We start from the raw sequence: 22,596 nt of genomic DNA, 5'->3' as shown, positions 1-22,596 counted from the left end.
GGTCCGAAGTTCCGGAGTTGCGGCCGGCACGGAGGCGGTGCCCGCCGGTCGGCGTCGATCCCGCCAACTCCCGCCGCACCTTCGGAAAGGAGGCTGGTTTTGCGCCGAGTCCCCCCGAACCGGCCGGCGGCAGACGTCGTTTCCTCGTCGGCGCTTTACTTTACAATGATTTTAATTCCAAACCTCCTTGTTACTTCCCGCTGAAAATTGTTTCGGATCAGCGGATTAAATTGGGAAACGACACAACCACCAACAAACCAAGTCCAGGCGCTGCCTGCTCTTCCATCATACGATTGAATGAAATGAATATTCATCTCCTAATAGTCGATAAATTTTCTGGACATCTCGTATTCTGGTGAATAATTTCGATAAATAGCCCGTTTCGGTTGAATCGGACGGCTATTCCCAAGAATTTTCGTTTTCTCTCTAAAATAACGAAGCACGGACAGAGCTATGAATCAGCTTCATGGCGTGAACGCCTATGACTGGATCAATCGGCGCAAAGGTATTATTCCGCCGATTATGGGAAAACAGTTCGATCATTTGCCAAACGAACTGACCGACGTGATTTCCGGTTTGAGCGATTATGGAATCGCGCGCGGCCTCTTGCGCGAGCATGTCGGCAATCTGCCGCCCACCGGCCCCACGGGGGACCGGCCGGCGCGCGAGGAATGGGGCGTCGAGTGGGCGACCATCCGCCTGTCGGCCGCCCTGGATTGCGACATTCTCGGCTATCCCGGCGAGAAGAAGGGCGAATACATCCATCAGGTGATCCCGGTCCATGGCCGCGAGGACAGCCGCAGCAACGAGGGCACGAACCTGTTCGAGGCGCACATGGAGGCGCCGCACCTGCCCGACCCGCCCGATCTGGTGATGCTGGTCTGCCTCAAGAACACCGAACGCGGCCCGACGACCCTGTGGCCGATGGAGGTTCTTCTCTCCCAGCTCGACGAACGCGAGATGGACCTCCTGTTCCAGCCGCGCTTCCTCGTCGAGATGGGCGAGAGTTGGGGCGAGCGGAGCTGGTTCGAGCATCCGGTGCTCAGCCGCAACGAGTTCGGCGACCTGAAGCTCCGCCTTGACCTGACCTCGATGAAGGGCAAGGACGAGGAGGCGCAACGGCTTCTCGACAAGCTCTTCGCCTTCTGCGTGACGCCGGAGGGCGTGTCGCGGAACTGCGTCAGCGTGGTGCTGGAACCGGGCGACGCGCTGCTGTTCGACAACCGCAAGACGTGCCACGGCCGGGCGCCGATTCCGCGGATCGGGCTTGCGGAGGGCGACCGGCGCTGGTTGCAGCGCGTGTATCTGCGCCGCAAGTTCCCGGTCTGAGCCAGGGGCGCCGCATCATGTCCATCGACATCGAATTCACCAAGATGCACGGCCTCGGCAACGACTTCATCGTCGTCGAGGAGCGGGCGCTGGACGGGCTGGACGGGCTGGAGCCGGGGGCGCTCGCCCGCCGGATCTGCCACCGCCAGACCGGGGTCGGCGCCGACGGCCTGCTGCTGCTCGTCGGACCGGACGCGGACCACACGGTCGGCATGCGGGTCCTCAACCCGGACGGCAGCGAATCCAGCATGTGCGGCAACGGGATCCGCTGCGTCGCCCGCTACGTCCACGACCGCGCCATCCTGCGGCGCCCCGTCCTGGCGGTGCGGACCCGCGCCGGCCTGATGACGGTCGCGGTCGAGCGGGACGGCGACACGGTCACCGGCCTGCGCATCGACATGGGGTTGCCGCGGTTCGACGCCGCCGGCATCCCGGTCCGCGCCGGCGCGGATCCGGCGGCGCTTCTGGCCGGCGGGAACGGGTCCAACGAGCCGCCGCTGCGCTTCCACGCCGTCGGGCTGGGGGTGCCGCACGCGGTGACCTTCGTGGACGCCCTGGACGGCACGCTGGTCCGCAACGCCGGACCGCGGGTCGAGCGCGACCCGCTGTTTCCCGAGGGGGTCAACGTCAACTTCGTCCAGCCGCTGGCGCGCGACCGACTGCGCGTGCGGAGCTGGGAGCGCGGCGCCGGCGCCACGCTGGCCTGCGCCAGCGGGGCCTGCGCCGCGGCGGTGGTCGCTGGCCTGCGCGGGCTGACCGGCCCCCGCGTCACGGTCGAGCTGGAGCTGGGCGAGCTGACGGTCGAGCGGCACGCGGATGGCCGCGTGTTCATGACCGGCCCGGCCGAGCAGGTCTGCACGGGGCGCTTCCATGTGCGGTGAGGCGGGCATGGTCGCGTGCTGCCCGACCGAGCTGATCCACGGCGGGTGCTATCTGTCCCTGCGGTCGATCGCCCCCCACATCGCCGTCAACGTGAAGCTGGAAGGCTTTTCGGTCAGCGGTTCCATCAAGGTCAAGCCGGCCGTCCACATGGTGCGGCAGCTGGAGGCCGCCGGCCGGCTCGGGCCGGGGGCGCGGCTGATCGAAAGCTCGTCCGGCAACCTGGGGCTGGCGCTGAGCATGATCTGCGCGGCCAAGGGCTACGCCTTCACCTGCGTCAGCGATCCGAACATCGCGCCGCTCACCGCCCGCGCCATCCGCGCCTATGGCGCCGAGCTGGTCATCGTGCGCGACCGCGACCCCAGCGGCGGCTATCTCGGCACCCGCATCGACCTGATCAAGGCGATGCTCGACCGCGACCCCCGGCTCGTCTGGATCAACCAGTACGAGAATCTGGAAAATGTCCGGGCGCACCAGCTGACCACCGGGCCGGAGCTGCTGGCCCGTTTTCCCCGGCCCGACTACGTGTTCGTCGGTGCCGGCACCACCGGAACGCTGGGCGGCGTCTCGGCCGCCCTGAGGGAATGGTCCCCGTCGACGCGCATCGTCGCCGTCGATTCCGCAGGGTCGGTGACCTTCGGCCGGCCGGCCGGCAAGCGCCACATTCCCGGTCTGGGAACCAGCCGCAAGCCGCCGATCAGCCGGCTGTCAAGCTTCGACGAGTTGCTGATGGTGCCGGAGGCCGACACCATCGCCATGTGCCGCCGGCTGGCCCGCGACGGGGTGCTGCTGGGCGGCTCCTCGGGCACGGTGCTGGCGGGGGTGAGGTCCTTCGCCGCGGCGATCCCGCCGGGATCCTGCGTCGTCGCCATCTCCCCCGACCTGGGGGAGCGCTACCTCGACACGATCTACAACGACGAGTGGGTCGAGCACCATTTCCCCGGCCTTCTGCCCGCTCTTCTCCCCTGCCCTCTCCCCGGCCCCGTGACGGGCACCGAACAGCTTGCGAAGGAACCGGCATGACCTCCGCCCCCAGTTTCCACGTGCTCTCCGGCCAGGTCATCGCCTCGCTGCTGGCAACCGGCCATGACGAGGTCGTGAACGTCGTGCGCGACACCTACCGGATGCACGGGCGCCGCGAGACCAACAACCCGGACAGCTATTTCCTGCGTTTCGACGACAAGCCCAACGCGCGCATCATCGCGCTGCCGGCGGCGGTCCGCGGGGACTCCCCGGTGTCCGGCATCAAGTGGATCGCCAGCTACCCCGACAACATCCGCTCCAATCTGCAACGCGCCTCGGCCACCCTGCTGCTGAACGACTACGAGACCGGCTACCCGGTCGCCTGCCTGGAAGCCTCGCAGATCAGCGCGGTCCGGACGGCGGCCTCGGCGGTGCTGGCCGCCGACCTCCTGGGCGGCGGGCGGCCGGGGGAGCGGCGGGGCGGGCGGCTGGCGGTGGTCGGCGCCGGCGTCATCGCGCGCACCATCCTCGACTACTTCCGCGCCCAGGGCTGGCGGTTCGACTCCCTCGCCGTGCACGACCTGAACGAAGCCGACGCGGAACGGCTCCGTGGCTTCGCTCCGTCCCTCGCCGGGGAGCGCTGGGTCGCGGCCTCGCTGGAGGAAGCGGTCCGCGGAGCGTCGCACGTCGTCCTCGCCACCACCGCCGCCACCCCGTACATCGACGACGCGACCCTGCTGCACGCCGGGCAGGTGATCCTGAACGTGTCGCTGCGCGATCTGGCGCCCGAGCTGCTGCTGACGGCCTGCAACGTCTTCGACGACGTCGAGCATTGCCTGAAGGCCGCGACCTCCCCGCATCTGGCGGAGCAGCTGACCGGCGGACGGGACTTCGTCGCCGGCACCCTGGCCGAGGTGATGGACGGGACGCTGGTTCCGGACCGCGACAAGCCCATCGTCTTCTCGCCCTTCGGGCTCGGCGTGCTCGACATCGCGGTCGGCCGCCACCTGCTCGCCCGCGCGGTCGCGGGCGGGCACACCCGCCGCATCGACGACTTCTTCCCCGACACGGCGCGCTGGTGAGCGCCTCCGCTCCCTGCCCCGTGCCGCCCCCGACTGGAAACACCGCACCGTGATCCACGAAAACCTTCTCGCGACGGTCGGCGACACCCCCGTCGTCCGCGTCGCCACCCTGTCGCAGCCCCCCGAGCGCAACGTCTTCGCCAAGCTGGAGTTCTTCAACCCCGGCCGCAGCGTCAAGGACCGCATCGCGCGGAACATCATCGAGCGGGCGGAGGAGCGGGGCGAGCTGGCCCGCGACCCGCTGATCATCGAATCCTCGTCCGGCAACACCGGCATCGGGCTCAGCATCGCCTGCCGGGTGAAGGGCTACCGGAACATCGTCGTCGTCGACCAGAACTGCCCGGTCGAGAAGCTGAAGATCCTCCAGGCGCTGGGCGCCACCATCCTGATGGTGCGCAGCGAGCACGACAAGGGCGCCGACCTGACCCAGTCGCGCATCCGCCTGATCGAGGAGCTGCGGCGGCGGATCGACGGCGTCTTCGTCCCGAACCAGTACGAGAATCCCGACGCGCCCGACGCCCATTACCGGGGCACCGGCCAGGAGATCGTCGACTGGATCGAGACGCACGGCGTGGCCCTGGACGCCGTGCTGGTCAGCGTCGGCACCGGCGGGACCATCACCGGCGTGTCGCGGCGGATCAAGGCCCACGACCCGGCCATCCGCGTCATCGGCGTCGAGCCGGTCGGATCGACGCTGTTCGGCGGCACCAAGGGGCCCTACCTGCAACAGGGACCGGGAAACTATTTCATCCCGAAGAATCTCGACCGCACCCACGTCGACGGAGCCGTGAAGGTCGGTGACCGCGACGCCTTCTCCATGTGCCGGCGCATGGCCCAGAAGGAGGGGCTGCTGCTCGGCGGGTCGGCCGGCGCCGTGCTGCACGCGGCGCGCCACCAGTTGGAGGGGCCACACCGCAATGTCCTGTGCGTGCTTCCCGACAGCGGCGAGAAATATCTCGACACTATATACTCGGATATGTGGCTGGCGGACAACGGCATTGAACTTGACTCCGATCTGGTGAATTCTGTCCATGTCGTCAATATGGACGGCGGCGTTGATTACGAGTCTCTCGCAAATCTTGTCGGATCATGACGCGGCAAACCTGCCGCACTGATTTCAGGAACGGATTATCCATGGCGGGCGGCACGGCCCGTCATGAGGGCCTCGCCGGTTTCCGACCGCCCTCTGTCATTCATGCATGGAATCGTCGATGAGCACGTCTGCCAGCACGTCCGCCGCGAAACGGCTTCTGTACGCCGAGAATTTCCTGATCACCTTCGCGGTCGGGATTTTCCTGACCCTGCCCACCTACCTTCAGCAGCAGGGGCGGACGGAAATCTTCTTCGGCCAGGTCTTCGCGGTGGGTGCGGTGGGCGCGCTCACCTGCGTCGTCGCCGTGCATTGGCTGCTGCGCCGCTTCGGGCTGAACCGGGTCGCCCCCTGGGGCAGCCTGGCCTTCGGGTTGGGAAGCGTGGTCTACGCCCTGGCGGCGCAGCGCTTCGCCGACGGCGACGCGCTGTTCTACGCCGCCTCGCTGTTGCAGGGGGTCGGCTGGGGCCTGTTCCTGCCGATCGGCCCGATCTGCGTCTCGTCGATGGTCGAGGCCAAGGAGCGGCCCCGCTTCTTCGCCCTCTACGGGGCCTTCAACACGCTGGGCATCGGCGTCGCCCCGATCGTCAGCAGCCTGGCGATGACGCACCTGCACGCGAGCTTTCTCGACCTCTTCGTGCTGGCCTGCGTCGCCAACCTCGGCGGCTGGTTCTGCTCCTGGACGGCGGCGCGCGGAAACGAGTCCTACGCGGCGGTGAGCCGCGAGGTCTCGGTCAACACCGACCGCAACGCCATCCTCCAGGTCTTCACGCTGCCCAGCGTCTATTTCTTCGCGATGATGCTGCTGTGCGGCTGCCTCTACACCAGCATGACGAATTTCCAGACCAGCTTCGCCGGGGCGATGGGGCTGGACTACAAGCTGTTCTTCCTGTTCTTCACCTCCTCGATCATCCTGGCGCGCTTCTCGCTGGGCCGGCTGCTCTCCGACATCCCGCCCCGGCGCTCCATGCCGGCGCTGGTCGCGGTCATGCTGGCGGCTATGGCCTGCCTGTACGGGGCCGCGCTGTCCGCCGTCTTCTACGCGGCGGCGGCCGTGCTGTTCGGCCTCAGCTACGGCCTGATCGTCCCGATGATCCAGGCCCAGGCGACCGCCCACGCGCCGGACGCACTGCGCTCGCAGGTGCTGATCACGGTCAGCATGTCCTACCTGCTGGCCCGCTACCTGTTCCCCTATTTCGCCGCGCAGGCGATCCAGCCCTTCGGCTATGGCGGGTTGCTGTTCCTCCTGGTCCTGTGCGCGGCGCTGAACGTCGCGCTGGCCGGCTACTTCTTCTTCGGCCGGGTCGTGTACCGCGCGGCCTGACCGCCCCTTTCCATCACCCATCGGTTCCATAAGGGACTTCGAAAAGAGACGTCGGCATGTCCAAGCATGTTCTGATCATCGATTCCAACCTGCCGGGCTTCGAGACGATGCGGCGCGCCAAGCAGCGCGGCTACCACGTCTCCTTCATCCGCTCCAAATACCGGCTGTATTCGGAGACGGAGGCCATCCGCAAGGCCATCTACGACATCGACACCGTCCTGACCATCGAGGACCCCACCGACATCGCCGAGGTGCGCCACGCGATCGAAACGGTGCAGCGCCACCGCCCCATCGACGGCGTCATCACGCAGTTGGAGATCTGTGTCGACGTGGTCGCGCGGATCTGCGCCGAGCTGGGGCTTCCCTTCACCGACGCGGGCGCCGTCGAGCGGGCCCGCGACAAGGCCAGGGCACGCGAGGTCATCCAGGAGGCCGGCCTGCGCTCGGCCCGCTTCCGGGTGGTCCACAGCCCGGCGGAGGCCGCCACCGCGATGCGCGACCTGGGCGTGCCGGTGATCGTCAAGCCGCAGACGGGCTACGACAGCCTGTTCGCCTGCCCGGCCTCGACGCCGGAGGAAGCCGAGACGGCGGCGGCGCGGCTGCTCGACGGCATCGACCGCGTGCCGGCGCAGATCCGCCCGCAGCTCCGCCGGGGCATCCTGGTGGAGGAGCTGTTGCAGGGTCCGCTGGTGTCGGCCGAGATCGGGGTCGCGCGGGGCCGCTTCCACCGCTTCATGATCTCGGGCCGCACGCGGGCGGCGGAGAACGAGTGCATCGAACTGGGCGCCATCATGCCGGCCGACCTGCCCGAGACGGAGCGCGAGCGCTGCTTCGCCTACGCCGAGGACGTGGCGCGGGCGCTCGGCCTCGATCTCGGCATCTTGCACATCGAGCTGATCGTCACCAGGGACGGCCCCGTCCTGGTCGAGGTGAATCCGCGCCTGATGGGCGGCGTGATGCCCGGCCTCTACAACAACCTGACCGGCGACAACATCTTCGACCATCTGCTGGACATCCATCTGGGCCTGGACGTCCCGGCGCCGGCGCGGGGGGCCGGCGGCTTCATCTCGTCGCGCAAGATCATGGTCCAGGCCGACGGGCGGCTCGCCGACCGGATCGCGCTGGACTGGGTGAGGGACGTCCCGAACCTGATCCATTTCGACCCCTACATCCTGCGGCCCAACGAAGCGGTGAAGCGCCTCGACATCCTGGCGCGCTACCAGATCCGGGGCGAGGATCTGCGGGATGCCGACGCCACGGCGGCCGGGCTGCTCGACCGCTTCGAGGCGGAACTGGGCGTCGCGCTGGTGCGTTAGCCGGGCGCGGAGGGCGGCGTCCGGCCTTGCGGGCGGCACGCGCCGGCCGACGGGACTCGCCCTACGGCTTCGCCGCCGCGCGGAGCGCCGCCTCCAGCCTCCGGACCGCCGCCTCGATCTCAAGGGGCGTGTAGGCGGCGAAGCCCATCAGGAAGCCGGCCTCGCCGCCGCCGGCGTGCAGCCCCGACAGACCGAGAAGCTCGATCCCGGCGCGCCGCGCCGCGTCGATGGCGACGCGCTCCGGGAGGTCGCGCGTCAGCACGCAGGGCATTTGCAGCCCGCCGACGGGAACGCGCGGCTCGACGAAATCCGACAGGTGCCTGGCGACGAGGCCGGCCAGCGCGTCGAGCCGCTGGGCATAGACACCCCGCATGCTGCGGACATGCGCGCCGAAATGCCCGCCCTCCATGAAGCGGGCCAGCGTCAGCTGCGCCATGGTCGCCGTGTGGCCGTCCAGCAGCGTGCGCCCGACCGTCATGGGCTCCACGAGTTGGGGCGGCAGCACCACATAACCGATCCGCAGGCCGGGAAAGAGCGATTTGGTGAAGGTGCCGATGTAGAGGGTGCGGTCGTGCGGATCGAGCCCCTGCACGCAGGCCGTCGGCTTGCCGGCATAGTGGAACTCGCTGTCGTAGTCGTCCTCGATGATCCACGCCCGGTGCCGGGCCGCCCAGTCGATCAAGGCCAGCCGGCGGTCGAGCGCCAGTGTCGCCCCGGTCGGGAACTGGTGGGATGGCGTCAGGGACACCGCCCTGGCCCCTTGCGGGTCGGCCATGATGGGATCGACGCGCATGCCCTGCCGGTCGACGGGAACCGGAACGCAGTCCAGCCCCGCCGCGTCGAACGCCTTGCGCGCGCCGTAATAGGCGGGGTCTTCGATGAAGATCCGGTCGCCGGGATCGAACAGCATGGCCGCGCACAGCGACATCGCCTGCTGCGAGCTGGTCAGCACCAGCACGCGGTCGGCCGTGGCGCGCGCCCCGCGTTCGAGGTTCACGTAGTCGGCGATGGCGCGGCGAAGCGGCTCGGCCCCCTGCGGGTCGCCGTGCAGCAGGGTCTGCGCGCCCGCCTCCCTGCGCACCTGCCGTTCCAGGCGCTCCCAGAGCGCAAGCGGAAAGCTGCGGGTTTCCGGCACGCCGGGGGCGAAGGGGCGCGGCGCCAGCATCTCGCGCACGCCGCCGCCCTGGAAGATGGCGGTTCCGCGCCTGCCGAGGGCCGGGGTCTCGTCGCGCGGCAACCTGTCCCGCCGGGAGGGGCGGCGGAGGGGCGCGAGCGCCGTCATCTCCGCCACGAAGCTGCCGCTTCCCACGCGCCGCTCGATGAAGCCCTCGGCGTGGAGCTGGCCATAGGCTGCCTCGATCGTGTCGCGCGACACCCCCAGCGATCCGGCAAGCGCGCGCGAGGCAGGCAGCGGCTTGCCCGGCGCAAGCGCGCCGTCGACGATCAACTGCCGGATGGCCCGCTGGATCCGCGCGTGGAGCGGCATCGCCGCGTGCGCGGGGTGGGCGATCCACGCCTGGACCGATTCCAGTTGGGAATGCTTGAACAAATGGCCTGGATCCCTGCGGCCGATCGGAAAGGCATATCGGACCATTCGCCGGCCTGCTGTCAAGCCGGTCCTGGGGTGCGGCCGGAGCCGACCGGCCGCGCGGCACGCTGGCAATGAAATGAAGGGCAACAAGAAGTCCAAGCGAACCGAAGGCCGGCCGTGCAAGCGAACGGCAGGCCGGCGCCCCCACAAGGCTCGGTGCTTCGCCTGGTCCTATCACCATTTTCGGAGAAGGGAACAAGCGGATTCCTCCTTCCGCTTTCCTTTGTCTTTGGCAGGATGAAACCATTTGTCGCCGACCATGTTCTTTGTCCATTGACGCCGATCAGAACCGCAGGGGATCGGCTTGAACCACCGATAGGGGATGCCCGCGTGCCTGATCCGTTGCCGATCGCGAAGCTCCAGACCGGAATTCCGGAATTCGACACGATCCTGCGCGGCGGCCTGCCGCGCGAACGGCTCCATCTGCTGGAAGGGGCGCCGGGCACCGGAAAGACCACCATCGCGATGCAATTCCTGTTGCAGGGCCGGAAGGACGGGAAGCGGTGCCTGTACGTCACCCTGTCCGAAAGCACGCAGGAGCTGGTGTCCGCCGCCGCCAGCCATGGCTGGTCGCTGGACGGCATCGGGATCGTCAACCTCGTCCCGCTGGAGGCCCAGCTCGACCGCCAGCAGAGCGTCCTCTACACGTCCGAGGTCGAGCTGGGCGAAACCATGCGCCTGATCACCGACCGCATCGAGAGCGACGATCCGGAGCTGGTGGTGATCGACAGCCTGTCGGAACTGCGCCTGCTGGCGCAGGACCAGCTGCGCTACCGCCGGCAGCTTCTGGCCCTGAAGCAGTTCCTGCAAGGGCGCTCCTGCACCACGCTGGTGCTCGACGACCTGAGCCACCGCGAGGACAGCACGGATCTCCACAGCCTGATGCACAGCGTGATCCATCTGGAGCAGATTGAGCGATCCTACGGCGCGGCGCGGCGGCGCCTGCGGATCGTGAAGATGCGCGGCGCGGACTACCAGAGCGGCTGGCACGACTTCATGATCACCACGCGCAACGTGCTGGTCTTCCCCAGCCTGATCGCCGAGGACCACGAGGCCGAGTTCGCGGTGGCCCTGATGACGAGCGGCCTCGGCGGGCTCGACACGCTGCTGGGGGGCGGGCTGTCGCACGGCAGCACCACCATGCTGCTCGGCCCGTCCGGCGTCGGCAAATCCTCGATCGCCCTGCAATATGTGATGGCCGCGGTGCGGCGCGGCGAGCGGGCCGCCTACTTCTCCTTCGACGAGGGCTTCCACACGCTCCAGCAGCGCAGCAGCGCCCTCAGGATGGACACCGCGCAGGCCGTGCGCGACGGCCGCCTCGGCTGGACGCGGGCGAACCCGTCGCGGCTGTCGCCCGGCCAGTTCGTCTGGCAGGTCCGCCGCGAGGTCGAGGACGAGGGCGCCCGCATCGTCGTGATCGACAGCCTGAACTCCTACCTCAGCACCATGCCGGAGGAACAGGCGCTCATCCTTCAGATGCACGAGCTGCTGACCTATCTGAACAACCAGGGCGTGGTGACCATCCTGATCCTCGCCCAGCAGGGGATCATCGGCGACATCCAGAATCCGGTCGACCTGTCCTTCATGAGCGACACGGTCGTCCTGCTGCGCTTCTTCGAGGCGGGCGGCGAGGTGCGCAAGGCGATCTCGGTGGTCAAGAAGCGGACCGGCATCCACGAGCTGTCGATCCGCGAGTTCCGCCTGTTCCCCGACGGCATGCAGGTCGGCCCGCGGCTGATGGACTTCCAGGGCATCCTGACCGGGACGCCGGAGTATGACGGGTCGCTGGAGCCCTTGCTGCGCGACGGCAAGGAAAGCGCCTGACCCCGTGGCGGCGGACGGCTCGATCCTGATCCTGGCCCCCTACGGCCGGGACGCAGAGGTGATCGGACTCGTGCTGGGCGAGGCCGGCCTCGCCGTGCGCCGCTGCGCCGACGTCGCGGCGGTGTGCGCCACCCCGACGGAGGCGGCGGCGGCCCTGGTTCTCGCCGAGGCCGCCCTGATGGACGGAGGGCTGGAGCGGCTGGCCGGGTGGCTGGCCGGCCAGCCGTCCTGGTCGGATCTTCCGGTGCTGGTCCTGACCGCGCGCGGGCAGCAGCCCGCCGGGAAGGGGCGGTGGGACCTGTTCCAGCGCCTCGGCAACGTCACCCTGCTGGACCGCCCCCTTCAAGCCGAGGCGCTGCGGAGTGCCGCCCGGTCCGCCCAGCGCAGCCGGATGCGGCAGTACCGCTCGCGGATGCACCTGGAGGACATCGCGCGATCGGCCGAGGTGCTGGAGCAGCGCGTCGCCGAACGGTCCCAGGCCCTCGTCACGGAGATGGCGGAACGCCGGCGCGCGCAGGAGGCCCTGCACCAGGCGCAGAAGATGGAGGCGATCGGCCAGCTCACCGGGGGCATGGCGCACGACTTCAACAACGTGCTTCAGGGCATCGCCGGCTGTCTGGCGGTCCTGGACCGGCATGTGCCCGACGGAGCCCCGCGCGCCCTGTTCGAGGCGGCCAGCCGGTCGATCCAGCGGGGCGCGCATCTGACGCAGTCGCTGCTGGCCTTCGCGCGGCGCCAGACCCTGATGCCGCAGGCGACCGACCTGCACGACCTGCTCGACGGCATGCGCCCGTTGCTGGAGCGCTCGCTGGGCGGACTGATCCGGGTCGTCATCCTGGTGTCGCCCGACACGCCGGCGGCGCTGGTCGACCGGGCCCAGCTCGAATCGGCGATCCTGAACCTCGTGATCAACGCCCGCGACGCCATGCCGTCGGGCGGGCAGCTCACGTTGAGCGCCTTCGGCGCCACCTCGGACGCATGGCTCCCGGATTCCGGCGAACCGCCGGCCATCCCGCCCGGCGTCCATGTCGCGGTGCGGGTCGAGGACACCGGCACCGGCATGGACGAGGCGACGCTGGCCCGCGTGTTCGAGCCCTTCTTCACCACCAAGGAGCTGGGCAAGGGATCGGGCCTCGGGCTCTCGATGGTGCAGGGGATGGCGACCCAGTCCGGCGGCGGGGTCCACATCGCCAGCACGGTCGGCGGCGGCACGACGATCACGCTCTACCTGCCGGCGGTTCCCCTGCCCCGTGGCGCCGGTGCCGACGAGCCGGCGGAACCGGACGGCGGCGCCGAACAGACCATCCTGGTCGTGGAGGACGACCCGCTGGTGCGGCTGGGCACGGTGGCGCTCATCGAGGAACTCGGCTACCGGGTGGTGGAGGCCGGCGGCGGCGCGGAGGCGCTGGCGATCCTGCGAAGCGGCCGGCCGGTCGATGCGCTGGTGACGGATTTCGCCATGCCGGACATGAACGGAGCGGACCTGATCCGCGAGGCGCGCCGCCTCCTCCCCGGCTTGCCGGCACTGGTCGTCACAGGGTACGCGGAGATGCGCAAACCGGACCCGAGCATCCGGATCCTGCACAAGCCGTTCTCGCGGAAGCAGCTCTCCGCCTGCCTGACGGCGTTGTTGCAGGACTGAAGGTCCATCGGCTGGCCGGCGGATGACGGGCCGGCGATGGCGGAACCCCGGTCCACCCCGAAGCCCCGCTTCACCCTGAAGCCAGGGTCATATGCTCTTGACCAACCCGTCATTTTCCTCACCTTACGCTTCCCGCTCCTCGCCGGACACTGGCGGCGCGGGCGGGGCAATTGGCAATTCCTTTCGGCCTTCCGGATTGGTCATGAACAAGGTTCCGCACGTCATCCTGGCCGAGGACGAAGATCTGGTGGCCATGAGCCTGTCCATCGCCCTGGAGGACGCGGGCTGCCGGGTCACGGTGACGCACAACGGGCTGGAGGCGCTCCAAATGGATGAAGCGGATCCGGCGGACGTGCTGGTCACGGACATGCGGATGCCGGAGATGGATGGCGCCACCCTCATCCGGATGATCCGTCGCCGCCGTTCCACCCTGCCGATCGTCGTCATGACCGGCTACAGCGACGGTCTTCCCAGGGAGGAGGCGAACCGGTTGGTGCTCCTGCGCAAGCCGTTCGCGCCCGACACGCTCGCCTGGAACGTGCAAAGCCTGCTGGCCGGCACCGGCACCCCCTGAGCCCACCGAGGCGAGCCCACCGAGACAGACCACGCCGGCAAAGAAGGGGCCGCCTTCTCAGGCGGCCCGGAGTTCGGGAGGCCACATGTCACCGACACGGAGACAACAGGCCGTTTCCCCCACCGTCCCGCCAATCGGATGGTCAGTTCCCGAAAAGGTGGAGCGCCGGCCGTCGGCAACCCGGATGGTGGGGGTCCGTCGCGGCAACGGCGCGGACGCATTGGCGGCGCGGACGCGCGGCGACCCACCCGACGCTCATGACCTTCTGCGCAGGGAGCGGGCGCAAGCACCCGCTGTTGTCCGGAGTGATCGTCCTGAACTTTGGGAGACACCCATGGCCATCTATTCGGCACGCCTCACGCGCGACCTGTTCATCACCGGGCTTCGCAACGCCCACGCCGTCGAGAACCAGGCCCTTTCCCTGATCGACCGCCAGCTCGACCGGGTGGTCAGCTATCCGGAGGTCGCCGACCATCTGCGGATGCACCGCGCCGAAACCGAAGGGCAGATCGCGCGGCTGGAGGAAATCCTGGAGGCGCTCAAGGAAAGCCACTCCAGCCTCAAGGACACGGCCATGTCGATGATGGGGAACCTCGCGGCGCTCGGCCACACCTTCGCCGAGGACGAGATTCTCAAGAACTCCTTCGCGAACTTCGCCTTCGAGAATTTCGAGGTGGCGAGCTACCGTTCGCTGCTCGCGGTGGCCGATGCGGGAGCCTTCTCCTTCGCCGTTCCCCTGCTTCAGAAATCGCTCGGGGAGGAGGAGGCGATGGCGGCCTGGATCCTCCAGAACGTGCCGACCATCACCTTGAAGTATCTGGCCCTCAAATCGGCCGACGAGACTGCCGGCCGCTGACCTCCGGTTCCGGAAGCGGGAGGCTCCAGAAAGCGAGCGGGCGGCGGTCCACCCGGCTACGTCGAGGGCCGGCCGCCCCCGCGCACCCTGGCGCTACCCCTCCAAACTTTTCCGGATCTCCTCGTCGAGCCTGTCCGGCGCGTAAGGTTTGCTCAGCAGCGGCCCCAGCGCGTTCGGCGCCGCCGTGCGCTCCAGCTCGGCATAGCCCGTCGCGTAGATCACCTTGATGGCCGGACGGAGCGTGCGCGCGCGTTCGGCAAGGGCAAACCCGTCGAGCCCCGGCATGCGGATGTCGGTGAACAGCAGATCAATGGCCGGCTCGCTCCGGACATGCTCCAGCGCCTCCTCCGCCGAGCCGGCCTCGATCACGCGGTAGCCCATGTCCTCGATGAAAGTGACGGTCATCATGCGGACCAAAGGCTCGTCCTCGACCACGAGCACGGTCGGCGGAAGGGTGGAGGCTTGTTGTTCGTTCCGCATGAAGTCACTCCGCTGCCGGCAAATGGAGGGTGATCGTCGTTCCGTTGCCAGGTTCGCTCGCGACGGTGGCACGGCCGCCCGACTGGGTGGCGAACCCATGGACCTGGCTGAGTCCCAGCCCCGTCCCCCTGCCCGGTGGCTTGGTGGTGAAGAACGGCTCGAAGGCTCGCCGGGCAATGTCCGGGGCCATGCCGGTTCCGCTGTCGATCACCCGGATGCCAACGAACCGATTCGGCGCCGGCTTGCCGTCGATCCGCGCGTCGGTCGGCCATCTGGTCTCGAAACGCAGCGTGCCGCCCTGCGGCATGGCATCGCGGGCATTGACCGCGAGGTTCAGCAGCGCCGCCTCCAGCTCCGCACGGTCGGCCAGGATCGCCGGCACCTCGCCCAGCGCGAGCTCCATCCGGATGCTCTCGGGGAACACACGGCCGAGCACCGCCGCAAGGCCCGTCAGAAGCTCGTTGACATCGAGGGGCTGCGGCTCCAGCCGCTGGCGCCGGGCGAAGGACAGGAGTTGCCGGGTCATCAGTGCGCCCCGTTCGATCGCCTCCGTCGCCTGATCAAGGACGCCGCGGATGCCGGGTTCGCTGGTGCGGCGCCCGACGAGATGGACCGCTCCGCGCAGCACCATGAGAAGGTTGTTGAAGTCATGGGCCACGCCCGAGGTGAGTTGGCCCAGCGCCCGCATGCGTTCGGCGTCGTGGTGCGCATCGGCCGCCTCGCGCCGCAGCCGTGCCATGGTCAGGTTGGCCCGGACCCGTGCAACGAGTTCGCGGGACGAAAAGGGTTTCACGAGATAATCGTCGGCGCCCGCGTCGAGCCCCTCGACGCTGGCCTCCTCGCCGGCCCGAGCGGACAGCAGCACGACCGGAACGTCGCGGGTCGCCGGATCGGACCGCAGCGCCGCCAGCAGCCCGAACCCGTCCAGCCGGGGCATCATCACGTCGCTGAGCACCAGATCGGGTTTCTCGGCGCGGACCGCCTCCAGCGCCTCCACCCCGTCCTCGGCGATGGCGACGGCGAAATCGGGGGCAAGAAGCCGGACAACGTAGTCGCGCATGTCGGCGTTGTCGTCCACGATCAGGACGCGGGCGCGCGTCCCGTCCTCCGCCGTCCGCGCGGGCGCGGCCGGCCGGCCGTCCTCCCGCCGCTCGCCCCAGCGGCCGGCCTCGGCGAGGAAGGCGTCGGCCCGCAAGGGCGTCGGTGAAAGGTCCGCCGCCTGCCCATCCTCCGCCGAGCATACGGCGTCCGGCTCCCAGGGAAGGGTCACCGTGAAGGTGGAGCCCGCATCGACGGCGCTGGCCAGGGTCACGTCGCCCCCGTGCAGGCGCGCCAGTTCACGCACCAGCGCGAGGCCGATGCCGGTCCCCTCGTGGGTCCGTGCCCGAGCCGACGCGATCCGGTGGAACCGCTCGAAGATCCGCTCCTGGTCCTCGGCGGCAACGCCGGTCCCGGTGTCGCTCACCGCCAGCGCGACCCCCTCCGGCGATGCCGTCAGGCGCACGGCGATGCCGCCGGTCAGCGTGTGCTTCAGCGCGTTGGACAGCAGATTCAGGATGATCTTCTCCCACATGTCGCGGTCGATCGCGACCGTCCGGGACAGCGGCCCGCACGCCACCTCGAAGCGCAGGCCGGCCGTCTCGACAGCCGAGCGGAAGGAACCGGCGATGTCGGCGGTGAAGGCCGCGAGATCGGTCGCCTCGAACCGGATCCGCGTCCGCCCCGCCTCGATGCGCGCGAAGTCGAGCAGCGCGTTGACCAGCTTCAGCAGGCGCAGCCCGTTGCGATGGATCGTGCGCAGCCGCTCGCGGTCGGCGGCGTCCCAGGCCGCGGCCTTGGGCAGAAGCTCCTCCAGCGGCCCGAGCAGGAGGGTCAGCGGCGTGCGGAATTCGTGGCTGACGTTGGAAAAGAAAAGCGTCTTGGCGCGGTCCAGCTCCGCCAGCACGTCGGCCCGCCGCCGCTCGGCCTCGTAGGCCAGCGCGTTGCCCAGGATGACGGCCATCTGCCCGGCCAGGAGGTCCAGGAAGGATCGGTATCCCTCGTCCAGCGCGCGGTTCGGGCTGGTGCCGGCGATCAGAACGCCGATGGGAGCCCCGTGCCCGGAGCGGCCGATCGGCTGGCTCACGGCGACACGCACCGGGTCGCCCCAGGGGCCGGCCGGCTTCGTGACGCGCCGGTCGACGGCTCCGGTCACCACCGTCCCGCCCGCCGCCGCGCCGCGCAGCCCCCAGGGATCGGGCCCGCCGCCGTGCAGCGACAGTTTTTCCGGAACGCCGAGATCGGCCGCGGACAAGCCGACGGCGCCCTGAAGCGCGAGCTCCGTCCCCTCGGGATTGGTAAGGTAGAGCAGCAGGAAGGGCAGATCCAGGGGATGCTGCGCCACGATCGCCATCGAGTCCCGGCAGGCCGCCTCCACGCTCCGCGCCTCTCCGGCTTTCGCGGCCAGATCGCGCAGCAGCCCGATCCGCCGCTCGCCGACGATCTGGGGCGTCACCTCGCTGCACACCGCCAGCATGCCGACGATCCGCCCGTCGTCGTCCTCCGCCGGGGCGTGGGACACGCTGAAATAGGCTTCCTCGGGGTAGCCGGCGCGTTCCAGCAACAGGAGCAGCGCCGGTGTCCAGTTGGCGATCCCCGTGCGCATCACCTCGCCGATCATGGGCCCCAGCGTGTCCCACGCCTTGGCGAGCGTGATCCGGATGTCGATGCCGAGCGCTTCGGGGTGCTTGTCGCCGATCAGTTCCGCGTAGGCGTCGTTGTAGAACTGGATGAAGTGGGGCCCCCAAGTCAGGATCATCGGGTAGCGGGAGGCCAGGAGCGTCCGGACCGTGGCCCTCAGGCTCTGCGGCCAGCCGTCCACCGGACCGACCGGCGTGCGCGACCAGTCGAGATCGCGCATGATGGCCGCGGCCATGCCCGGCCGATCGAACACCCCTTTCCCGCCCCGGCCACCATCACGCATCCCGACTCACAGCCCTCGGTGAACCCACACCGCTTATATAGGGCTGCAACCGCCGCGACCACCAACAGTCCGCCGCAAGCCCAGACGGTGGAACGCCTCGGCCAGCGCGCGGCCGATGCCGGAGGTGGCGCCCGTGATGAAGATGGTGTTGCCGGTGAGCTGCATGATCGGTCGTCCTTTGGCGTGGCGCTGGGGGTTCAGGCGGCGGGCGGCGCGGCGCGGTAGCGCGCGGCGGGTTCGCTGCGGGACAGGTTGGGCAGCATCGCCTGGCGGGCGGCCTCGTAGGCCTGCCACTGGGCGGCGTCCGGCAGGGCCGGGATGGTCACCAGTTCGCCGGCGTCGAGCCCGGCCAGCGCCGCGTCGACCATGGCGGAGGCGGGCATGACGATCTCACCCGGCAGATGCTCCACCGGCGTGCCGGCGGCGCTCCAGAAATCGGTGGCCGTGGCGCCGGGCAGCACCGCCTGCACCCGCAGCCCCTGGCCCGCCAGTTCGTGATGCAGTGACCGGGTCAGCGCCAGGACGAAAGCCTTGGCCCCGCCATAGACGCCGTTGAGGATTTCGGGCCCGATGGCGACGATGGAGGCGATGTTGACGATGGTGCCGCGCCCGCGCGCCGCGAAGGCGGGGGCGGCCGCGTAGGTCAGCCGCATCAGCGCCGTCACGTCGAGGTCGATCATCCGTTCCATGGCGTCGACATCGGCCGCCAGCAGCGGGGCGGTCGCGCCGACACCGGCGTTGTTGACCAGCATGGTGAGGCTGGCGTCGGTCGCCAGCACCTGCTCCACCGCGCTCCGGTCGGCCTTGTCGCCCAGATCGGCGGCGACGACCTCGACGGAGCGGCCGGTGCGGTCGGCGATCCGCGCGGCGAGGCCGGCGAGCTTGCCGCGGTTGCGGGCCACCAGGATCAGGTCGTGGCCGCGGGCGGCCAGGCGGTCGGCATAGAGCGCGCCGATGCCGGAGGAGGCGCCGGTGACGAGCGCGGTGCCGAGAGGGGAGAGGCTCATTGGGTCTTTCATCCTGTCTTCGTGGCCTGCGTCGGTGACGCCCGGTGTGAGGACAGGTTTAAAACGTCTGGCAGCTGTCTTGAATGTCGTATATCCCTCGTTTCAGGACATCAGGGGTTTTCGCCATGCGCATCGGCTTCGTGATCTTTCCAGGCTTCCAGATGATGAGCCTGGCCGCCGGCTCGGTGTTCGAGTTCGCCAACCTCTGCGCGGGCGAACCGTTCTATGAGCTGACCACCCTGTCGGAGCACGGGGGGGCGGTGCGCAGCTCCACCGGCATGGCGGTGGACAGCATCCCCTTCGCCGGCGAGACGTTCGACACGGTGCTGGTGGGCGGCGGGGTGGAGGTGCCGAGGCCGAGCGACGGGCTGCGCGCCTGGATCGCCGGCCGTCTGCCCGGCGTGCGTCGTCTCGGCGCGATCTGCACCGGCGCGTTCGTGCTCGCCGAAGCCGGGCTTCTGGACGGGCGCCGCGCCACCACCCACTGGCTGGTGGCGCGCGAGCTGGGGGAGCGGTTTCCAGCCGTCCAGGTGGAGGAGGACCGCATCTTCATCATCGACGGGCCGGTCTGGAGTTCGGCCGGCATGACGGCGGGGGTCGATCTGGCCCTGGCGATGGTGGAGAAGGATCTCGGCAGCGACCTCGCCCGGTCGGTTGCCCGCAAGCTGGTGATGTATCATCGCCGCGGCGGCGGCCAGACGCAGCATTCGGAGCTGCTGGAGATGACGGCCAAGTCCGACCGCATCGAAGCGGCGCTGAGCTACGCGCGCCGGAACCTGACGAGCCAGCTTTCGGTGGAGGAGCTGGCGGGCGCCGCAGCCTTGAGCCCCCGCCAGTTCAGCCGCGCCTTCCGCGCGGAGACCGGGCAATCCCCGGCCAAGGCGGTGGAGCAATTGCGGCTGGAGGCCGCGCGGCTGATGCTGGAGCAGACCCGGCATCCGGTCGAGATCATCGCGCGGGAGAGCGGCTTCGCCGATCCGGAGCGCATGCGGCGCGCCTTTTTGCGCGCCTTCGGCCAACCGCCCCAGGCGATGCGGCGGGCGGCGCGCCCGACGGCGTGATCCGCCGGGCGGCGCGGGCGGCGGGCGCAGGGCTGGGCAGCCGCCGCGCGCTCCATTTGCGAATCGCTCGCAACTGATGCTATGGTCCGGGCGCCGGCAAGGGAATCGGGGGCCGGTGAAGCGGGAGCGCGACCGGACCGGCCCGCGTTCCGATCCCACGGCAAGAGGACCGCCCGCCATGGACAGTCTCCGCAAGACCGGACCGGACGTGTTCCAGGTCGGCCCGCAACTGCTGGCCCGTCTCGCCGGTCCGGAGTCCGGCTGGCGCGACCACGCGCTGCCGCGCGACGACGGCGCCGTGCGCTTCCGCACCGGACGGATCGGGCCGGGCATCAGCCTGACCAGCAGCGACTGCCGCCTGCGCGGCGACTACCGGTCGCGGATCGACCATGGCGGGGCGGTCGGGGTGCTGGCCTTCGGCCTGTCTGGCACCAGCCTGTTCGGCTGCGGCGACACGGCGCCGCGCCACACGGTGCGCGCCGGGGACGTCTGGCTGTTCCGTCTGGACGACGCGCCCATCACCCGGCTGACCCCGGCGCAGGAGCGGGCCGGGATGCTGGCGGTCAAGTTCGACCTGGACCGCGTCGGCGAGGCGCTGGACGGCGCCGGCCTGAACCGGATGCCGGGCGGAACCCGCGCGGTCCGGCTGGGCCGGTCGGAGTCCGGCGCCGGCCGGTTGCGCCTGCTGCTGGACAACGGCCTCGCCTCGCCGCTCGACCGGCTGATGGCGGAGAGCGCGGCGCTCGGCATGCTGGCGCATTGGCTGGCGCCGCTAGCGGCGGCCCGCTCCACGGCCGGCGGCACGGCAAACAGCGGCGCGGCGGACGGCGGCGCGCTGGGCGACGGGGAGCGGCACGGTCTGGCGCGGGTGGCGGACCTGCTGCTGTCCGACCTCTGCCACCCGCCCTCGCTGGAGCGGCTGGCCGAGGCGGCGGGGATGAGCCACGCGCGGCTGAACCGCTGCTTCCGCAAGGCCTACGGCCGGACCGTCTTCGCCTGGCTGCGCGACCACCGGCTGGAGCGCGCCGAACATTGCCTGAGGGAGGGCGGACAGAGCGTCACCGAGATCGCCTTCCTCTGCGGCTTCAGCAGCTCCAGCCATTTCGCCGCCGCCTTCCGCGAGCGGCATGGGTGCAGCCCGGCCGAATTCCGCCAGCGCCGCCGGGACCGGCGATAGCGACACCGGCCGTTCGGCGTCTGTCCCATCCCGTTCCGCCGATGACGGCGGCGGCGGCGCGGCGCGCGTAGGGTCGTCGGCCCCCACTCGGCTCCGGAACCATCATGACCACCGCGACGACCGCCACACCACCCACCGCGCCCCACACCGAGCCGGGTGACCGGAAGACACCCGCCGCCGCCGCCCTGTTCGGCGGGCTGCTGGCGAACGGCGCCGGCCATTCCTTCCTGCTGATCGTGCTGCCGCCGCTGGGGCGGAGCCTTGGCTTCGGGGATGTGCGGACCGGGATGCTGCTCAGCCTCTCCGCCCTGCTGCTGGTGGTGGCCGGGCCGGCCTGGGGGCATGTCTGCGACCGCTGGGGCCGGCGCCGCGTGCTGGTGGCCGGGCTGGCCGCCGCCGCCCTGTTTCCCGCGGCGATGGCGGCGATCCTCGCCGGCCACGCCGGGGGGGTCCTGTCGAGCGACGCGGCCTTCGCCCTGCTGCTGGCCGCCCGGCTGGTCCAGTCGGCCCTGTCGGCCGGAATCATGCCGGCGGCCCAGGCCTTCCTCGCCGACGTGACCAGCGCCGACCGGCGGGCCGGCGGCATGGGGATGATGGGAGCCGCCTTCGGGCTTGGCGCCATCCTCGGCGGCGCTCTCGCCTGGCGGATGGGTGGGACGGATCCCGCCGCGGCCCTGCTGGCCATCGCCGCGCTGATCGCCGCCGGGACGCTGGCGGTCTGGCTCCGCATCGACGAACCGGCGCGGAAAGACGGCGCGGCGGCGGTCCCGCCAGGAGGATGGCCTCGGGGACGGGTCCGTCTGGCGGACATCCGCCCCTTCCTGGCGATCACGCTGTGCGGACTGATGGCCTACAGCCTGTTGCAGCAGGTCACGGCGCTGCGCCTCCAGGACGCCTTCGGTCTGACTCCGGTGGACTCGGTGCGGCGCGGCGGCGCCATCCTGGCGCTCACCATGACGGTCATGGTGGCGACACAGGGGCTGGCGGTGCGCTGGCTGGGCTGGCCGCCCGTCCGCCTGCTGCGGGCCGGGGCCGTCACCGCGACGCTCGCCCTGTTGGCGGCGGCGCTGGCGCCCTCGCCCGCCCTGCTGACGGCGGCGATGGCCGGGCTGGGCGGCGGGCTGGGCCTGCTGTTGCCGGGCAACCTTGCCACGCTCAGCCTGCGGACACCCCCGGACGCGCAGGCGCGGACCGCCGGCCTCAACGGCGTCGGGCAGGGGATCGGCATGGCCGCCGGCCCGCTGCTGGGGGCGGCGCTGCACCAGATCTCGCCGGCGATGCCCTATTGGGCGGGCGTCGCGATCCTGTGCACGGTGTGCGCGCTGGCGTTCCGTGGGCGCCGGCCGGCCCGTTCGCCGGCCGGCCCCTTCGCCGAATGACGCGTTCGCCGGATGACGGGAAACGTTCGGCGTTTGGGCGCCCGCCCCCGGCGCTTCGCC

The 22,596-nt window shown here is 70.1% G+C and carries 19 protein-coding genes; 14 read left to right on the top strand and 5 right to left on the bottom strand.

All coding sequences use genetic code 11. The annotated features are described in order from the left end of the window. The first annotated feature begins 576 nt into the window (after nucleotides 1-576). The 7 genes from JN22_RS07415 to JN22_RS07385 all read left to right on the top strand — a co-directional run bounded on the left by JN22_RS07415 (nucleotide 577) and on the right by JN22_RS07385 (nucleotide 7,983). On the top strand, nucleotides 577-1,329 hold the full coding sequence (locus JN22_RS07415) for a TauD/TfdA family dioxygenase (protein ID WP_179166072.1): 753 nt from the start codon (nucleotides 577-579) through the stop codon (nucleotides 1,327-1,329). Nucleotides 1,330-1,346: 17 nt separating this feature from the next. Continuing rightward, nucleotides 1,347-2,210 (top strand): diaminopimelate epimerase, encoded by an 864-nt coding sequence (gene dapF / locus JN22_RS07410; protein ID WP_211099595.1) that lies wholly within the window; start codon nucleotides 1,347-1,349, stop codon nucleotides 2,208-2,210. A 7-nt stretch (nucleotides 2,211-2,217) separates the two neighbouring features. Further along, a complete protein-coding gene (gene sbnA, locus JN22_RS07405) occupies nucleotides 2,218-3,231 on the top strand; it encodes a 2,3-diaminopropionate biosynthesis protein SbnA (protein WP_085553473.1) in 1,014 nt (337 codons plus the stop codon). Continuing rightward, the gene (gene sbnB, locus JN22_RS07400; RefSeq protein WP_085553271.1) at nucleotides 3,228-4,253 is read left to right on the top strand and encodes a 2,3-diaminopropionate biosynthesis protein SbnB; all 1,026 of its coding nucleotides are present in this window, start codon (nucleotides 3,228-3,230) and stop codon (nucleotides 4,251-4,253) included. Before sbnA ends, sbnB begins: the two co-directional genes overlap by 4 nt. A 49-nt stretch (nucleotides 4,254-4,302) precedes the next feature. Next, the gene (locus JN22_RS07395; RefSeq protein ID WP_179166071.1) at nucleotides 4,303-5,346 is read left to right on the top strand and encodes a PLP-dependent cysteine synthase family protein; all 1,044 of its coding nucleotides are present in this window, start codon (nucleotides 4,303-4,305) and stop codon (nucleotides 5,344-5,346) included. 118 nt (nucleotides 5,347-5,464) lie between these two features. Next, nucleotides 5,465-6,667 (top strand): MFS transporter, encoded by a 1,203-nt coding sequence (locus JN22_RS07390; RefSeq protein WP_179166070.1) that lies wholly within the window; start codon nucleotides 5,465-5,467, stop codon nucleotides 6,665-6,667. Between the two features lie 56 nt (nucleotides 6,668-6,723). Next, nucleotides 6,724-7,983, top strand: a complete 1,260-nt coding sequence (locus tag JN22_RS07385) for an ATP-grasp domain-containing protein (protein WP_085553268.1) — start codon at nucleotides 6,724-6,726, stop codon at nucleotides 7,981-7,983. 61 nt (nucleotides 7,984-8,044) lie between these two features. Here JN22_RS07385 and pdxR read toward each other — a convergent pair whose 3' ends face one another. Continuing rightward, the gene (gene pdxR / locus JN22_RS07380) at nucleotides 8,045-9,532 is read right to left on the bottom strand and encodes a MocR-like pyridoxine biosynthesis transcription factor PdxR (protein ID WP_085553267.1); all 1,488 of its coding nucleotides are present in this window, start codon (nucleotides 9,530-9,532) and stop codon (nucleotides 8,045-8,047) included. A 372-nt stretch (nucleotides 9,533-9,904) separates the two neighbouring features. Between pdxR and JN22_RS07375 the strand changes: the two genes are divergently transcribed. The 4 genes from JN22_RS07375 to JN22_RS07360 all read left to right on the top strand — a co-directional run bounded on the left by JN22_RS07375 (nucleotide 9,905) and on the right by JN22_RS07360 (nucleotide 14,470). Then, nucleotides 9,905-11,398, top strand: coding sequence for an ATPase domain-containing protein (locus JN22_RS07375; RefSeq protein ID WP_223677608.1), 1,494 nt, complete (start codon nucleotides 9,905-9,907; stop codon nucleotides 11,396-11,398). A 4-nt stretch (nucleotides 11,399-11,402) separates the two neighbouring features. Beyond that, nucleotides 11,403-13,040: an ATP-binding protein gene (locus JN22_RS07370; RefSeq protein WP_179166069.1), complete on the top strand. Its 1,638-nt coding sequence runs from the start codon at nucleotides 11,403-11,405 to the stop codon at nucleotides 13,038-13,040. A gap of 202 nt (nucleotides 13,041-13,242) precedes the next feature. Continuing rightward, nucleotides 13,243-13,614: a response regulator gene (locus JN22_RS07365; protein WP_143268174.1), complete on the top strand. Its 372-nt coding sequence runs from the start codon at nucleotides 13,243-13,245 to the stop codon at nucleotides 13,612-13,614. A gap of 334 nt (nucleotides 13,615-13,948) precedes the next feature. Next, the gene (locus JN22_RS07360) at nucleotides 13,949-14,470 is read left to right on the top strand and encodes a ferritin-like domain-containing protein (RefSeq protein WP_085553263.1); all 522 of its coding nucleotides are present in this window, start codon (nucleotides 13,949-13,951) and stop codon (nucleotides 14,468-14,470) included. A gap of 93 nt (nucleotides 14,471-14,563) precedes the next feature. Here JN22_RS07360 and JN22_RS07355 read toward each other — a convergent pair whose 3' ends face one another. From JN22_RS07355 to JN22_RS07345, 4 genes are all read right to left on the bottom strand, one after another. Beyond that, on the bottom strand, nucleotides 14,564-14,950 hold the full coding sequence (locus JN22_RS07355) for a response regulator (protein ID WP_179166068.1): 387 nt from the start codon (nucleotides 14,948-14,950) through the stop codon (nucleotides 14,564-14,566). A gap of 4 nt (nucleotides 14,951-14,954) precedes the next feature. Then, complete coding sequence (locus JN22_RS07350; protein ID WP_396021902.1) at nucleotides 14,955-16,952, bottom strand: ATP-binding protein; 1,998 nt, start codon at nucleotides 16,950-16,952, stop codon at nucleotides 14,955-14,957. Nucleotides 16,953-17,945: 993 nt separating this feature from the next. After that, nucleotides 17,946-18,077: a hypothetical protein gene (locus tag JN22_RS34845; RefSeq protein WP_263300738.1), complete on the bottom strand. Its 132-nt coding sequence runs from the start codon at nucleotides 18,075-18,077 to the stop codon at nucleotides 17,946-17,948. Between the two features lie 32 nt (nucleotides 18,078-18,109). After that, complete coding sequence (locus JN22_RS07345) at nucleotides 18,110-18,919, bottom strand: SDR family NAD(P)-dependent oxidoreductase (protein ID WP_085553260.1); 810 nt, start codon at nucleotides 18,917-18,919, stop codon at nucleotides 18,110-18,112. Nucleotides 18,920-19,044: 125 nt separating this feature from the next. Here JN22_RS07345 and JN22_RS07340 point away from each other — a divergent pair, with 125 nt between their 5' ends. The 3 genes from JN22_RS07340 (at nucleotide 19,045) to JN22_RS07330 (ending at nucleotide 22,536) form a co-directional block, all read left to right on the top strand. Beyond that, the gene (locus tag JN22_RS07340; RefSeq protein WP_085553259.1) at nucleotides 19,045-19,980 is read left to right on the top strand and encodes a GlxA family transcriptional regulator; all 936 of its coding nucleotides are present in this window, start codon (nucleotides 19,045-19,047) and stop codon (nucleotides 19,978-19,980) included. 178 nt (nucleotides 19,981-20,158) lie between these two features. Then, nucleotides 20,159-21,157 (top strand): helix-turn-helix transcriptional regulator, encoded by a 999-nt coding sequence (locus JN22_RS07335; protein ID WP_085553258.1) that lies wholly within the window; start codon nucleotides 20,159-20,161, stop codon nucleotides 21,155-21,157. Nucleotides 21,158-21,261: 104 nt separating this feature from the next. Next, nucleotides 21,262-22,536, top strand: coding sequence for an MFS transporter (locus tag JN22_RS07330; RefSeq protein ID WP_085553257.1), 1,275 nt, complete (start codon nucleotides 21,262-21,264; stop codon nucleotides 22,534-22,536). The last annotated feature ends 60 nt before the right edge of the window (nucleotides 22,537-22,596 follow it).

The sequence above is a fragment of the Azospirillum agricola genome (assembly GCF_020005195.1).
GTDB lineage: Bacteria > Pseudomonadota > Alphaproteobacteria > Azospirillales > Azospirillaceae > Azospirillum > Azospirillum agricola.
Note: the sequence above shows the minus strand (reverse complement) of the source record. Positions and strands in the feature narration are given on the sequence as shown.